The 13,775-nt window shown below is 68.3% G+C and carries 8 protein-coding genes; 1 reads left to right on the top strand and 7 read right to left on the bottom strand.

The window, feature by feature from the left end:
- The first annotated feature begins 137 nt into the window (after positions 1 to 137).
- Entirely contained in the window at positions 138 to 2,129 is a 1,992-nt protein-coding gene (locus tag JGR64_RS02330; protein ID WP_199374923.1) for a DUF2142 domain-containing protein, read from the top strand.
- 34 nt (positions 2,130 to 2,163) lie between these two features.
- Here the strand turns inward: JGR64_RS02330 and JGR64_RS02325 are convergent, their stop codons facing one another.
- The 7 genes from JGR64_RS02325 to JGR64_RS02295 all read right to left on the bottom strand — a co-directional run bounded on the left by JGR64_RS02325 (position 2,164) and on the right by JGR64_RS02295 (position 13,755).
- The gene (locus tag JGR64_RS02325; RefSeq protein ID WP_234446982.1) at positions 2,164 to 5,337 is read right to left on the bottom strand and encodes a glycosyltransferase; all 3,174 of its coding nucleotides are present in this window, start codon (positions 5,335 to 5,337) and stop codon (positions 2,164 to 2,166) included.
- A 7-nt stretch (positions 5,338 to 5,344) separates the two neighbouring features.
- Positions 5,345 to 6,718, bottom strand: a complete 1,374-nt coding sequence (locus JGR64_RS02320; RefSeq protein ID WP_199374921.1) for an ABC transporter ATP-binding protein — start codon at positions 6,716 to 6,718, stop codon at positions 5,345 to 5,347.
- Positions 6,708 to 7,556 carry an ABC transporter permease gene (locus tag JGR64_RS02315; protein WP_199374920.1) on the bottom strand — a complete coding sequence of 283 codons (849 nt, stop codon included), beginning with the start codon at positions 7,554 to 7,556 and terminating at the stop codon, positions 6,708 to 6,710. The genes JGR64_RS02320 and JGR64_RS02315 overlap by 11 nt, the downstream gene beginning before the upstream one ends.
- A gap of 15 nt (positions 7,557 to 7,571) precedes the next feature.
- Positions 7,572 to 8,120 (bottom strand): hypothetical protein, encoded by a 549-nt coding sequence (locus tag JGR64_RS02310; RefSeq protein ID WP_199374919.1) that lies wholly within the window; start codon positions 8,118 to 8,120, stop codon positions 7,572 to 7,574.
- Positions 8,121 to 8,192: 72 nt separating this feature from the next.
- On the bottom strand, positions 8,193 to 10,520 hold the full coding sequence (locus JGR64_RS02305) for a glycosyltransferase family 2 protein (RefSeq protein ID WP_233348301.1): 2,328 nt from the start codon (positions 10,518 to 10,520) through the stop codon (positions 8,193 to 8,195).
- The gene (locus JGR64_RS02300; protein ID WP_199374918.1) at positions 10,517 to 12,820 is read right to left on the bottom strand and encodes a glycosyltransferase family 2 protein; all 2,304 of its coding nucleotides are present in this window, start codon (positions 12,818 to 12,820) and stop codon (positions 10,517 to 10,519) included. Before JGR64_RS02300 ends, JGR64_RS02305 begins: the two co-directional genes overlap by 4 nt.
- Positions 12,817 to 13,755, bottom strand: a complete 939-nt coding sequence (locus JGR64_RS02295) for a hypothetical protein (protein WP_199374917.1) — start codon at positions 13,753 to 13,755, stop codon at positions 12,817 to 12,819. Before JGR64_RS02295 ends, JGR64_RS02300 begins: the two co-directional genes overlap by 4 nt.
- Positions 13,756 to 13,775 lie beyond the last annotated feature (20 nt).

The raw sequence follows: 13,775 nt of genomic DNA, 5'->3' as shown, positions 1-13,775 counted from the left end.
CACAAACGCCCAGCTCTTTCCGCCCCCGGTATACTTCGCGGCCGTCATGCTTGACCGCGCCCTGCCTCGCTGAGAGATCGGGGACAGGATGCGCGAGGGACACCGGAAAGCGTTGTCGCACACCGAGGGAGTTTCCTGTGCCTGCGAGTCCTTCCAACCCCGAACCCACCTTCCGGGCCGGGCAGATCGCGTCCCTCGCAGCATCGTTGCATGCGCGGGTTGCCACGCGCCGCTGGCGCCTGGCGACGGTATTGCTGCTGGCATTTGCCGCGACCACTGTGTTCGCGGCCGCCTGGCTGCATACGCGCTCGACCGTGAAGTTCGAAGCAGAGGTTTCGGAGCCGACAAAGCTCCAGGTCTTCCATTCGGCGGATGGTGGTTTCACGGAGGACTCATCGGAGGTCGTCGGAATCCGGTCACGGAAGGAGAAGATCCGGCTGCGGCTCCCTTCAGGTGACGCAACGCACCTGAGAATCGACCCTGCCCCGGGGAGCGCTCCTCTGCGGCTCTGTGAACTCCGGGGCCGCGACGGCGCGAAGTTCCTCTACGACGTCATCGCTGCCAACGATGTGGAGATCCGGCACGAAGAGACCTGCATGGCGCTCGAGTTCTCCCGGCTCGCACCAGATCCTTTCGTGGTCCTCAAAGCACGGATACAGCCAGTCGCCCGCACATCCGCACTGTGGATTGCGGCAATGTCGCTCGCCGCGCTGACCGCACTGGCTGCACTTTCCGCGGCGCTGCGCATCGTGGACGGCGCACCGGGTGTATCGCGGGTCGCGACATCAACGTTTGCATGGTGCTGGCGTCGCGCGCATTGGCTCGCTTTGGTGCTCATGCTGGTGCTCGGTACGCTCATCCTCCAGGCACTGCCACCCAATGGCGTACCCGACGAAGCGGCCCATCTCAGCAAGATCGCCAAGATCGATGGCGGCGTTTGGCTGGGAGACTCGGGCTCCGTGCCGGTCGTCGATGTCTATGCGATGTACGGGACGCTCCGGGGCCGCGTCGAGCGACCCGGTGTGCTCGACGACGCAGAACTGCAACGGCTTCTGGAGCAGCCGCTGGCGTGCAATCGCGCGCCTCGGGCGCTGCCTACGTCCGCCGACCAGTACGCTCCGCACCTGTATGCCGTCCCGTCGCTGGTTCTGGCCGCCTCCTGCAGCGTCGGCACCACCTTTGACACGTTCCTGGACCTGGCCCGTTTCTTCAACCTGCTCATCGGGGCTTGCCTGGTCGCTTACGGCATCCGGCATGCGGCGTTCGGCAAATGGGCATTGTTCGCGATCGCGTTGCTGCCGATGACCCTCAGCCAGGTGGCGTCGATCAGTGCGGATTCGCTGGTGTTGTCGCTGAGTTTCTGCTTCCTGGGCGTGGTGTCCGGCGTTGCTGGCGGAACGTTTGCGCCGGAACGGGCGCGCCTGGTCCTTCCGGCGCTGGCCTTGATGCTGGCCCTTGCGAAGCCGGGTGCGGCGTGGATCCTGGCCGCCGTGCTGTTCTGCTACCCGGCATATCGCGTCGCTCGCGCCCGCTACGCCGAGCTTGCCATGACCGCGATGATCCTTCCCTGGATTTTGCACATCGCATGGACGATCTGGTCGGCAGGCAAAGTGCATCCGAGATCAGGCGTGGAGCCGGAAGCGAATCTCGCGATGCTGACTGAGCAGCCGATGATGGTCGCACGCATGGCTTACAACACGTTCTTCGGCGACGGCATGCTTGGGCTTTACCAATCCATGATCGGCCGACTCGGGTGGCTGGACATACCGCTCTCGAGTTGGGCCTATTCGGTCGCCGGAGGCATCCTGCTTGCAAGCCTGTGGACGAACCCTGATGGCACGCGCATCCCGGTGCTGACCCGGGTAGTCGCCATTGGAGCCGCGCTTGGCTCGCTGGCGTTGTTGGCCTTCCCCCTGTTCCTGGCATGGACGCTGCCGGACGCGTCGATGATCGAAGGATTGCAGGGTCGCTACTTCCTTCCCACGCTCGCCTTCGTGCTGGTCTTCTGCGCGCTGCGCGCGGGACCCGCCCTCAGATTGCTGCTGCTCGCCTGCGTGCTGTGCATGCCAGCGTTGACGTTTGATGCGCTCGCCAACATCCAGATGCGCTATCACGGATCGGCGTGGTGACGTTCGAGTCCCGCCTCGTATCAGGGTGCCCGGATCAAGGCGCCTGAATCAGGGCGAGTCGCGATGCCACGTCGGCGTGGGGCGTGGCGTCGACAAGCTCCGCGATCGCATCCCATACCGCCTGCGGTGAGAAGTTCGCGCGGATGAACGCCTGCCCGGCGCCCGATGCCTGCATCCATGCGTCGGCGTCGGTGGCCAGGCGGACGATCGCGGCGGCCATCTCGGCCGGCTGCGCGGCCACCACCAGGCCATCGGCGTCGCTCAAGCCCTGCGCACCGACCGGCGTGGTGACGCAGGGCACGCCGGCGTGCATGGCTTCCAGCACCTTGCCCTTGACGCCCGCACCGAACCGCAACGGGGCGACCGCGACCCGTGCGCGGCCGTAGGCGGCCAGGAGTTCGTCCTCGGTCACGGCCCCGGCGATATCGACGCCGTCGCCTGCAAGCGCGCGGATCGGCTCGCCGGGATCGGCGCCGACCACCACCAGCCGCAGCGCAGGCAGCCGCCTGTGCACCAGCGGCCAGACCTCGTCGGCAAACCAGAGGATGCCGTCGGCGTTGGGAGCGTGGGCGAAGCCACCCACGAACAGCACGCTGTCGCGCCCCGCGACGGCCTGCTCCGCGGTTCCGGGCAACGCCGGCGGCGGCTCATAGGCGAACAGCGGCACGGTGCGGGCGCGCCCTGGCGCGTGGTTGGCCCCTTGCCACTCGCTGACGCGTGCCGTCTCGTCCCGCGACGGGTAGAGAACCAGGTCGGCGGCACTCCAGATGTGCTGCTCCGTCGCCTGCAACGAGTCCGCCTGGATGGCGTCGTCATCCGTTCCGAGGACCGCATGCGCACCCTGCAGCCGCAGGTGATGCACATCGTGGCCGTAGTAAATGACCTTTGCCGCGGAATGCCGGCGCACGGCATCCAGCGCCTCCATGGCCACGTGCGGACGGCTGAGCACGACATAGTCGAGGTAGCGGCCGTTGTCCTGCATCCACGCATCGAACGCGCGACCGCCGTCGCCGTTGCCGACCATTTCGATGGCATGCATCGCCAGCAGGTCCAGGTAGCCCTGCTCATGCTCCGTGCGATGGCTCCAGAACTTGACGTCCAGGCCACGCATCCAGAGCAACCGCATCAACTGCCACATCGCCCGCGAGCCCGCGTCGCGATCGGTGTGCGGTGGAAGGTCATCCACCACCAACACCATCTTTTTCAGCTGTGCACGGCTACGCGCGAGGAACACGTGTTCGCCCGGAGGCAGCTGCGCGCGCGCCAGCTCGTGTGCCCAACGCTCGCGGAAGACCTCGCGGTTGCGCGCCTGCCACGCCTTGCCGCCAGCGTCCTCATCGGTTCCGTGCGACAGGCCTTCCTGGTGCACCACGACCGACCCGGGCTGGAAGTAGCTCACCAGCCCGCGCTCGCGCAGGCGGAATGCGAGATCGGTGTCTTCGTAATAGGCCGGCGTGTAGCGCTCGTCGAAGCCGCCGATGTCCCGGAACACCCGGGTGTGCAGCATCACCGATGCGCCCGACACATAGTCGACCTCGCGCACCGCGGCGAACTGTGGCCCGGATGGATCGCCGCCGCGCCCGAAATTGCAGCCCGATGCATCGGACCACACGATTGCCCCCGCTTCCTGCAGGCGGCCGTCGGGGTACACCAGCATCGAGCCCGCGATCCCGCAGTCGTGATAGATCGTGAATGTCCGGAGCAGTGCGTCCAGCCATCCCGGGGTGACAACGGTGTCGTTGTTGAGGAGGTGCAGGAAGCTGCCGCGCACCAGCGGCAAGGCGGCGTTGACCGAGCGCAGGAAGCCCAGGTTGGTGGCGTTGCGCGTGTAGACCAGGCCCGGGACGTGGGCGAACCGGTCCATCTCCACCTCGCCCGACGCGTCTTCGACGAGGATCACTTCGAACGCTACCTCCGCGCCGGCGTCGCGGATCGACTCAAGGCAGCGGCGGGTCTGTTCGAAGTGGCCGTAGGACGTGACCAGGATGGACACCAGCGGAGTGTCGTGCACGGGGAACGCGAGGCCGGCCACCGGCAGGTCCGCACGCGAAACGCGCTGAGCGAGCGCAGCCCTGCCGCCGGTACTCGCAGCGTCCGTCCCCGATACCAGCGCCGACCACAGGCGCTCCACTTCGGCTTCGAGCATGCCCGCCCAGGCGGCGTCTTCGCGGTCCTGCGCCTCCGCCGCGACCAGGAGCCTACGGACTTCCTCCAGCTCGCGGGACGTCGTCGCGGCCTGGGCATCGAGTTCCGCGATCCGCAGGTTGGCAGCGTGGTGGATCGTGGACAGATCCCTGAGCGCGTCGGTGACCTCCGCCGCAGCGCGGTTGCGGGCGTCGACGAGCGTGTCGTACTCGGCAACCGCATCGGCGAAGGCAGCCGTGCGCAGGTCCTCGAGGGCCGCCGGTGGCACCACCACGATGTCGTAGACCTCGTCGACCGGCAGCGACACGCGCGTGAGCTCGCGCATGCTGTCCACGTCGAAGACGACCACGCAGGCCGACGCGATGCCACCGGGCTCCGCGTTGCGGCTGCGGCTGAGGCCGGCATGCAGCCGGCCGCCGGGGCCGAACGCGAGCCCGCGGACATAGCCATCGAGCAGGAACGCGGCGTCCTCGCGAAAATCGCGGTAACACCGCAACGTGCGGGCTTCCGAATCACAGAGCCAGAGGCGACCTTCGTGCGACACCAGCGAGTGCGGTTGCGACAGTCCGTCGATCACGACTTCGCCCGACTCGACATCGAACACTTCACCGGCGCCAAGCGTCGCGCCCTTGTAGCCCCTGTGCGTGGCAAAGCGGCCGAACCGCGATGCGAGCAGTCGGCCCTCGTGCATGCACACGGAATTGATGTGCTGCGAATCCTCGTCACCGGGGAACGACCATTGGCGCAGCAGCGCGAAGTCGGGGCCCAGCTCGCGGATCACGTTGTGCTGCGTCGCGACGACATACAGGTGACCTGCGTGCCATTTGACGTCGTGGAGATCCAGCGACTCGGCCGCGAGGTTCACGCGCACGACTTCCCGGCCACGCAGCCAGCGCAGCTCCGCCAGGCCTTCGGCCTGGCGGGCCAGCACGGCGCCGGTCGGCACCAGCGCGACGCCGGTCGTATCCACCTTCGACCAGCGCTCGACCCCGTCCGGCCCGAGCAGGAACACTCCGCCCCCGTTCACCGACGACACCAGCAGCTGATCCATGGGCCCGGTCATCATCTCGTCATCCCATCGACTGGATCGCGCCGGCCTGCGCCTCCAGCGTGAATCCCGCTTCCATGTCGGCCACGCCTTCTGCGTGGTTCAGCTCGCCGGTGACGGTCAGGATCAACACGTCGGCCCTGCGGTCGATCGCATGGATCTCGTGGCCGTCCTCGTCGAGCTGCGAAACGCCCACGGTCACGAAGTACTGGCCCCGCAACAACGAGCAACGCAGGTCGAACTCCGCCACGGTCGTGGTGCCGGCATCGCACCGGTAGAGCTCGCCCTTCGACACCAGGGTGTTCGAGCTGTACACCACCGCGCCGGTGACGGTGCAGACGCGCAGGCCGAAGATCAGCCGGTCGAGCGCCAGCGGCGCGTGATAGCGGACGAGCAGCCGGAACGGCGAGCGCGCGGGCACCAGTGGCCCGTTGCCGTGATCGCCGACCACCATGCAATCAACGGTGCGCGCGCGGCCGTCGCCGAGCCGCGTCTCGTCGCGGTTGTAGCCGGGCCGCGTGGCCAGCAGCTCGCGCGCGCCGCCGGCCATGAATTCCGCGATCTCGTTGCGGTCCTGCGCGGCTTCGGCTTCGGCATCGGCTTCGGCGTCCGCACCGGCGGGCCCGGGTGGCGCGTCGGCGGGTTCCGGTTCCTGCTGCAGCTCGCCGAACACCACCTTGAGGTACTGCTTCACCGCCGGTTGCGCGTCGCCGTCGAACACCACGCGCCCGCCATCGAGGACGATGCCGCGGTCACAGAGCTGCAGCACCGAATCGATCGCGTGCGTGACGAACAGCAGCGTGCAGCCGTCCTGGCGCATCTGCTCGATGCGCTTGAAGCACTTGCGCTGGAAGTAGATGTCGCCGACCGACAGCGCCTCGTCCACGATCAGGACGTCCGGGTCGGTATGCACGGCGACCGCGAACGCCAGGCGCATGAACATGCCGCTGGAATACGTCTTGACCTGCTGGTCGACGTGGCTGCCGATCTCGGCGAACGCGAGGATGCCGCCCATGCGTTCGTCGATCTGGCGCTGGCTCAGGCCAAGAAGCGACGCGTTCATGCGCACGTTCTCGCGCCCGGTGAATTCGGGGTTGAAGCCCGCACCCAGTTCGAGCAAGGCCGCGATGCGCGCCGAGACCATCAGCTCGCCGGTCGTGGGTTGCAGGATGCCGGCAATGATCTGCAGCAGCGTGGATTTCCCCGAGCCGTTGCGCCCGATCACGCCGATGCTCTCGCCGCGGCGGATGTCCAGGCTGACGTCCCTCAGCGCATGGAACTCCTCGACGGGCCGCAGCCTGGGTGCCAGCACATGCAGCAGCTGCTGGTACGGCTTGTTGAACATGGGGAAGGCTTTGCCGACCCCACGCAGGCGGATGACCGGTTCAGAGGACATCGGCGAATCCACGGCTGGTGGCCCGGAACCAGGCATAGGAGGCGTACAGGATCACGATGCTGGCAACGCCGCGCCACGCCCACCCGATCCAGTCCGGCGGCCTGCCCCACAGCGCGACCTCACGCACCTGGTCGATGAAGAACGTCAGCGGGTTGAGCTTGAAGACCAGCTGGTACTGCTCGGAAAGCGCCTCCACGGGCACGATTGCCGATGACAGGAACAACAGCGCCGTCACGATCGCCGGGATCGCCTGGCTCAGGTCACGGAGATACACGCCCAGCGATGACGCCAGCCAGCCCACCGCCACCGCCAGCAACGCGAGCGGCAGCATCACCACCGGAACCAGCACGATGTATGGGGAAAACGTGCCCGCCAGCAGCTTTGCCAGCAGTGCGAACACCACCAGGTTGGCCAGCAGGGTGAAGCCGGCCGCGAGCATCACCGTCCACGGCAGGATATGCAGCGGGAACACCACGCGCTTGACGTAGTTGCTGTTGTCGACCATCAGCCGCGGCGCGCGTCCAAGGCATTCGGCGAAGAAGCCGTGCACCATGATGCCGAGGAACAGCACCACGCCAAACGGTGCGTCGGCGTTCGTTGCCTGGTTCCACCGGCTGCCGAGGATCTGGCCGAACGCGACCGTGTAGATCACCAGCATCATCAGCGGCCCGAGCAGCGACCAGAACAGGCCGAACGTGGCGCCGCGGTACCGCCCGAGGATGTCGCGCAGCACCAGCTCGCGGGTGAGGTCGGCATGGCGCCCGATCGCCGAAAACGGCGCGAGCAGCCTCCGCAACCGCTGCGCGCCCATCGCGCGCGCAGCCGTCTCAGGCACCATCGTTGCGGCCTTCGATCACTCGAGCACCAGCCGGGTGCCGAGGTCGCAGTACGCCGAGGTCGCCTGGTCCAGCACGATCACCAGGCCATAGCTGCCCGCGGGAACGGCGGCGAGGTCGATCTCCAGGTTGTAACCGGCCTGCGCGAGCGCCTCGCTGGCCAGGGCGGCGGCGACGTCAGGACGCTCCGCGCCTGCGACCAGCGGTACGGCATGGCTGTCGGCGCCGTTGGCCAGCACGAACAACGCATCCACCGGCACCTGGATCTCCGGGCTGGCGGCCCAGCCGCCGAACATCGCCTTGCTGCCCACCGGCACGGTCACCGACGGGGCATGGATCCCGTTCACCACGTCCAGCGCGCAATGGCCGACCGTGGGTGCGCCCGCCATCATCGCGTAAGGGACGGTGGCGGCGGCGACCGGGGCGACGACGCTTGCCTCTGGCGCAGACGCTGGAGCCGAAGCAGCCGGATCGGCCACCGCCGTGCTGTCGGCAGGGCGCTCGCCGCAGCCGGCAACGAGCATGCCCGCAATCAGGGCGGGTGCCATCAGGATCATCTTGTTCATGGTGTCTCCAGTCGTTGGAAGATCGTGGATAGGTCGTTGGGATTTCGGAATCGCGTGGGTCGCGCGTCTGTCTCAGCGGTCGAGCGCCCGCAGCGGCGGACCCGGCCACTGATCACGCGGCGGGTAGGCCAACTGGTACAGCTCGTCGTTGATGCTCAGGTTGCGGTTGTAGGCGGGATCGTACTGCAAGGCTTCGCCCCACCGATTACGCATGAAAACCACCTCGCCGTTGAAGCGTTCCATCTTCTCGGGGGATGTTTCGTAGCCACGCGTCGCGGATTCGTGGTGGTACAGCTCTGCGTACGGCGTCCACACATTGCGATAGCCCGCCTCGCGCAGCCGCAGGCAGAAGTCGACATCGTTGAACGCGACGCTCAGCAGCGGGTCGAGGCCACCGACGCATTCGTAGGACTCGCGGGTCACCACCAAGCACGCGGCCGTGACGGCGCTGAGCTCCTGGATCAGGCGTGCCCGGCTCATGTGCCCCGGGTAGCCACGCCCGTGGCCCGAATACGCATGCGCCGCAATGCCATGCGCGCCCAGGATGACGCCAGCGTGCTGGATGGTGTTGTTTGGGTAGTACAGCATGGTGCCCACCGCGCCGATGCCGGGCCGGCACGCGTGACCCACCATTTCCTCGAGCCAGTCCGGACTGATCACGGTGATGTCGTTGTTCATCAGGCACAGCACTGTGCCGCGCGCCGCGGCCACCGCGTGGTTGTTGATGCGCGAATAGTTGAACGGCGCGTCATACGCGATGACCTTCACCCGCGGATCGCCCCGCAGCGACGCGAGGTAGTCCAGCGCATCCTGCTGCGATGACTGGTTGTCGACCACGACGATCTCGTACGCCGGGTACGTGGTCTTTTCCACGATGGAGTCGATGCATGCCTTCAGCAGCTCGACCTTGTCGCGGGTCGGGATGATGATGCTGACCAGCGGCGCCGGGTCGGGTACGGCATAGCGGACGCGGTAGTTGCCATGCTGTCCCGGGATTTCCTCCACGCGACCCGAGGACGAGGTGCGCTCCAGGTGCCCGGCGATCGCGCGCAGCCCGGCGTGGTGCGCATAGCCCTTCTCCTGTGGCGCGAGCGCGGTGGATCCCTTGATCGCGCGCCAGTGGTACAGGACCTTGGGGATGTGCCCCACCTGGTCAGGGCGGATGCGCTCGATGCAGCGCAGTGCGAGGTCCCAGTCCTGGCTGCCCTCGATCCCCACGCGGAAACCACCCACTTCGCGCACCATGGCCGCGTCGTACGCGCCGAGGTGGCTGATGCAGTTATGCGACAGGAACAGGTCGTAGTTCCAGTCCGACTTCATGTAAGGGTCGAAGCGGACGCCGTTCTCGTCGATCTTGTCCTCGTCGCTGAAAATCAGCTTCCAGTGCGGGAAACGGTTGATCGCACCCGCCAGTTCGGCCAGCGCGCGCGGATGCAGTTCGTCGTCATGGTCGAGGAGCACCAGCCAGTCGCCCGAGGCCTCTTCGATGGCGCTGTTGGACGCGGCGGAAATATGCCCATTGCTGTCACGGTGGACCACCTTGATGCGCGAATCCTCGGCCGACAGTTCCGCGAGCAGCCTGCGCACGTGGGGTGAGGGCGAGGCATCGTCGGCCAGGCACAGCTCCCAGTTGCCATACACCTGCTGGCGGACGCTGGCCACGCACTTGCGCAGCCAGTGTTCCGCGGTGTCGTAGACCGGCACGATGATCGAAAACAGCGGCTGCACCACGAGCGCCGCGGCCTCGCGGCCAGCCGCTTCGAGCACTTCGGGCGAGCACGGATCGTAGAGGTCGATCCAGGTCTGGTAGCCGACGTTGGCGCTGCCCTCCGGGGCGCGCGAATACAGGGAGTACAGGCGCCCGGCAAACGCCGAGGCGCCGCCGGACAGCAACTGCCGCGCCAGGCTGGCCACTTGCCGCAGCTTCTCGCCGGCGCCGGTTGCCGGACTTCGGAGCACGTCGCGCAGCATCCCCCCGGCCGCTTCGCGCCGCCCCATCCGGCGCAGGCGCAAGTCGCCGAGGCGGAACTTGCACACCGCTACCGCCGGATCGAAGCGCAGGCGGTGGACATGGTTCGTGAAGAGGACGATCGCGCGCTGCCTCCCGTCACCGACGTCGCGCAGTGGCACGAACACCTTGTGGCGCTCAAGGTCCGGATCGCCGTAGTCGGGATAAAAATAGCTCCACAGCTGCGGGCCCTGCAGCAGGTCCAGCACCATGTCCACTTCGTACCAGCCGGGTGCGAGCCCTCCGGCAGGCAGCGCGCAGTGAAAGGCGGGGTCGTTGCCGACCGCTTCCCAGGTGTTGACGTCGGCGCACATGCGCAGGTGGCTGCTCGGCTGCAGCGGCAGCGTCACAATCGCACTCGCGGAGCTGCGAGCGTCGTCAGGTTCCATCATCGGGTTGTCCAGGATCGTTCAATGGCGGTCGCCGCCGGCCGGGCCGCGAGCACGTGCCCGAGCCAATGCCGCAGTCCGCGGCGGGGTGGGAACGCGAGTTCGTTCGCCGCCCCGTGGCCGAGCGAGAGGTTGGGGTTGTAGGCCGCATCGTCGTCGAGCATTCCGTTCCAGCGCTCGATCATGAACGCGACCTCGGAGTGGAACCTGCGCAGCTTCTCCTCCGTGTCCTCGCTGCCGCGGCTCGCGGACTCGTGGTGGTAGAGCTCGGCATGCGGCGTCCACAGGTTGCGGAGGCCGGCGCGGTGCAGGCGCAGGCAGAAATCGATGTCGTTGAACGCCACCATCAGCGATTCGTCCAGGCCGCCGACCCCTTCCCACGCGGACCTGGTCACCACCAGGCAGGCGGCCGTCACCGCGGTCATGTCCTGGACGAGTGCGGCACGGGCTTCCTCGCCCCTGCTGCCGCGCGGCTGGCGGGAATAGACGTGGCCGGCAACGCCGCCCAGACCCACCACCACGCCGGCGTGCTGGATGGTGTCGTCCGGGTAGTACAGCATCGCGCCGACCGCACCGATGCCGGGGCGCAGCGCATGCGCGACCATCTCGTCGAGCCAGTGCGGCGAGATCACCTCGATGTCGTTGTTGAGCAACGCCACGACTTCGCCCGCGGCCTGCCCGACGGCGAAGTTGTTGATCGCCGAATAGTTGAACGGCAGGCTGTAGCGCAGCACCCGCACCCGCGGCCGCGATTCCAGCGATGCGAGGTACTCGAGCGCTTCGGCGTCGCTGGAGCCGTTGTCGACCACCAGCAGCTCGAAATCCGGGTAGGTCGTCAGCGACAGGATGCTTTCGACGCAGAGGCGCAACAGGTCCACGCGGTCGCGCGTGGGAATGATGATGCTGACACGGGGCGGTTGCGCGGGCAGCGGCCAGCGCAGGCGCGCACCGTCCACCGCCGGTTCGACCGCAAGCACGCGGTCGCCGAGGTGCTCGCGCAGCGCGTTGCGGCGCGCCTCGGCATGGGTGGCCTGGTCGACGCCCGCGACGTCGGGCCAGTGCGACAGCACCATCGGCACGTGGACCGGCGTGGCATCGGCATGGCCAAGGCAACGCAGCGCCAGGTCGGCGACGAGGGCGGGGGCATGGTCGGCGCGGAAGCCACCGGCGGCGCGCGCCAGGCTGGCATCGAGGAGCAACGCACTGCCAAGGTAGTCACGCGCCAGGAAGAGGTCAGGGTTCCAGTCGGGGCGGAGGCTCGGCGAGTGGCGGCGCCCCGCGGCGTCGATCCGGTCGCAGTCGGAATACACGATGCCGGCCGCTGGATCGCTTGCCACCGCATGCGCAAGCGCCAGCAGTGCGTGCGGAGCGAATACGGGTGCGCCTTCGATCACGCCGATCCAGGCGCCCGCGGCGGACGCGAGCGCCAGGTTCCAGGCCGCGACATCGTCCGCTCGCCCCTCGATCAGGCGGACACGGCTGCTGGCTGCGACCGCCGCTGCGACGGTGTCGCGCATCGGGGCCGACAGCGCCTCTTCGTCGCAGACCAGCAGGAGCTCCCAGTCCGGGTAACACTGCCCGAGAAGTGATGCGATCGAGGCCCGCACGAGGTCGTGGCGCTCACCCGACAGCGGAAGCAGCAGGGACAGCAGGGGCCGCGCCGGCATCGTGCGCACGGCCGAGCGCAGGGCATCCAGCTCGGCCGAACCAAGCGAATCGTGCAGGCGGACCCACGCGGCATAGGACCCCGGCGGCTCGCGCAGGCGATCGGGGCCAGCGGCGAGCAACCATTCGCAGGCGTGCCGGTGGCCGGCCTCATCCGCCAGCGCCATGGCATGCGCGAGCACGGCGGCAGCCGAATCGGGGTGTATCGCCGCGTCGCGTGCGAGCAGCTCGAGCAGCAGGTCAGCCGGGGCGACACGCTCAAGCGCGACTGCGCCGAGGCGGAAGCGGCCGGCGCACTCGCTGGGGTCGAAGCGTGCCGGGCCCGCCAGCGCGTCCACGGATGCGACCGCGGCCCAGTGCCCGGGGCCGTCGAGCAGGAGCTCGACCCGTCCGGACTCGGTCCAGCCATTGCCGGAATCCAGGTAGATGCAGGGGCGCTGCAGATGCTCGCCGTCCAGCTCGACGCTGATGCGCAAGGTGCCGCCGTCGCGCGCCGCGGCGGGAAGCTGCACAAGGAAATACGGGTCATCGCCCAGGGCCAACCAGGCGCCGTCGTCGAGCGCCTGCAGCTGGTTGAGCGGCGCATACGCAAGCGGCAGCGGGCAATCCGCCTGCATGTCCGGCACTGCGTCCGTCACTGGCCGCCTCCGCGCAGGCGACGCAACCAGCGACGCCAGAACACGTTTTCGACCGAATGGGTCACGCGTTCCACCTGGCCCTGGAGCGTGAGCAGCAGTTGGCGAAGGCCCTCGTAATCGCTCGCGGTCGTCTCGCGGTCGGTCGCGGCGGCGGTGTCGCTCGCGGCCCGGACTGCGGTGGCGCGCTCGATGACAGGCACTAGCGCGGCCAGAGACTGTTCCGATCGCGCCAACGCGTCGACCAACGGGGCGAGCTGCAGCTCCATGGCGGCGACCCGCGCATCGCGCGCCGCGTCGGCGGCGGCGAACGCTTCGACGCGCTCAGCCAGGTTCGGGCCGGCCGCCCCGTCAACAGGCGTACCGATGGCGGCCGAAATGCCTTCGATGCGTGCGGACACCGTGGCAAGCGTGCGCGTCACCCGCGCGAAGTCCGCCCGGGTGGCGTCGCGCTCGCGGGCGATGGACGCCTGGACCTGCGCCAGCGCATCCGCCGCGACAGCGCCATCGGCGTCGCGACACAGCACCAGCTCAACGTGGCGCCCGGACGTGTCGCCTGCCAGGCCGCGCACGTCCAATTCCACCGCGGGACGACCTTCCATGCTCGTGAAGCGGATGCCGCCCCCGGCCGGCGCTTCGCCGAGGCAGGCATGTGCGGCGATCACGCGACGGCCAAGATCGTCGACCTCCCGGCCCGCGTAAACCATGCGCGGAATGCAGTAGTGCCCCGGGACGGCGGCAGGCTCGACCAGGATGAAGTCGACAGGCACGGCGGGCAGCGCGAAGCGCAGGGTGAGGCCCTGGTCGACCGCCACCACCTCGCCCGTCACGCGGCGGGCCTGTTCGTAGCCCTCGCCCGCGCGCCGATGCCCCAGGCGCGGCGCGGCTTCTCCCTCCGGGAGTACTCCAGCCACGGCAAAGGCCAGCGCCGAAGGCACGCCCAACCCGTAGCCGGATG

Source organism: Luteimonas sp. MC1572 (assembly GCF_016615815.1).
In the GTDB taxonomy this organism is placed as follows: Bacteria; Pseudomonadota; Gammaproteobacteria; order Xanthomonadales; family Xanthomonadaceae; genus Luteimonas.
The sequence above is the reverse complement of the archived record's forward strand: the minus strand, read 5'-3'. Positions and strand labels throughout refer to the sequence as shown.

Bases quoted from the DNA above. Each gene is read 5' to 3' on its own strand.
- JGR64_RS02325 (WP_234446982.1), bottom strand. From the start codon at position 5,337: ATGACCGGGCCCATGGATCAGCTGCTGGTGTCGTCGGTGAACGGGGGC.
- JGR64_RS02320 (WP_199374921.1), bottom strand. From the start codon at position 6,718: ATGTCCTCTGAACCGGTCATCCGCCTGCGTGGGGTCGGCAAAGCCTTC.
- JGR64_RS02315 (WP_199374920.1), bottom strand. From the start codon at position 7,556: ATGGTGCCTGAGACGGCTGCGCGCGCGATGGGCGCGCAGCGGTTGCGG.
- JGR64_RS02310 (WP_199374919.1), bottom strand. From the start codon at position 8,120: ATGAACAAGATGATCCTGATGGCACCCGCCCTGATTGCGGGCATGCTC.
- JGR64_RS02305 (WP_233348301.1), bottom strand. From the start codon at position 10,520: ATGATGGAACCTGACGACGCTCGCAGCTCCGCGAGTGCGATTGTGACG.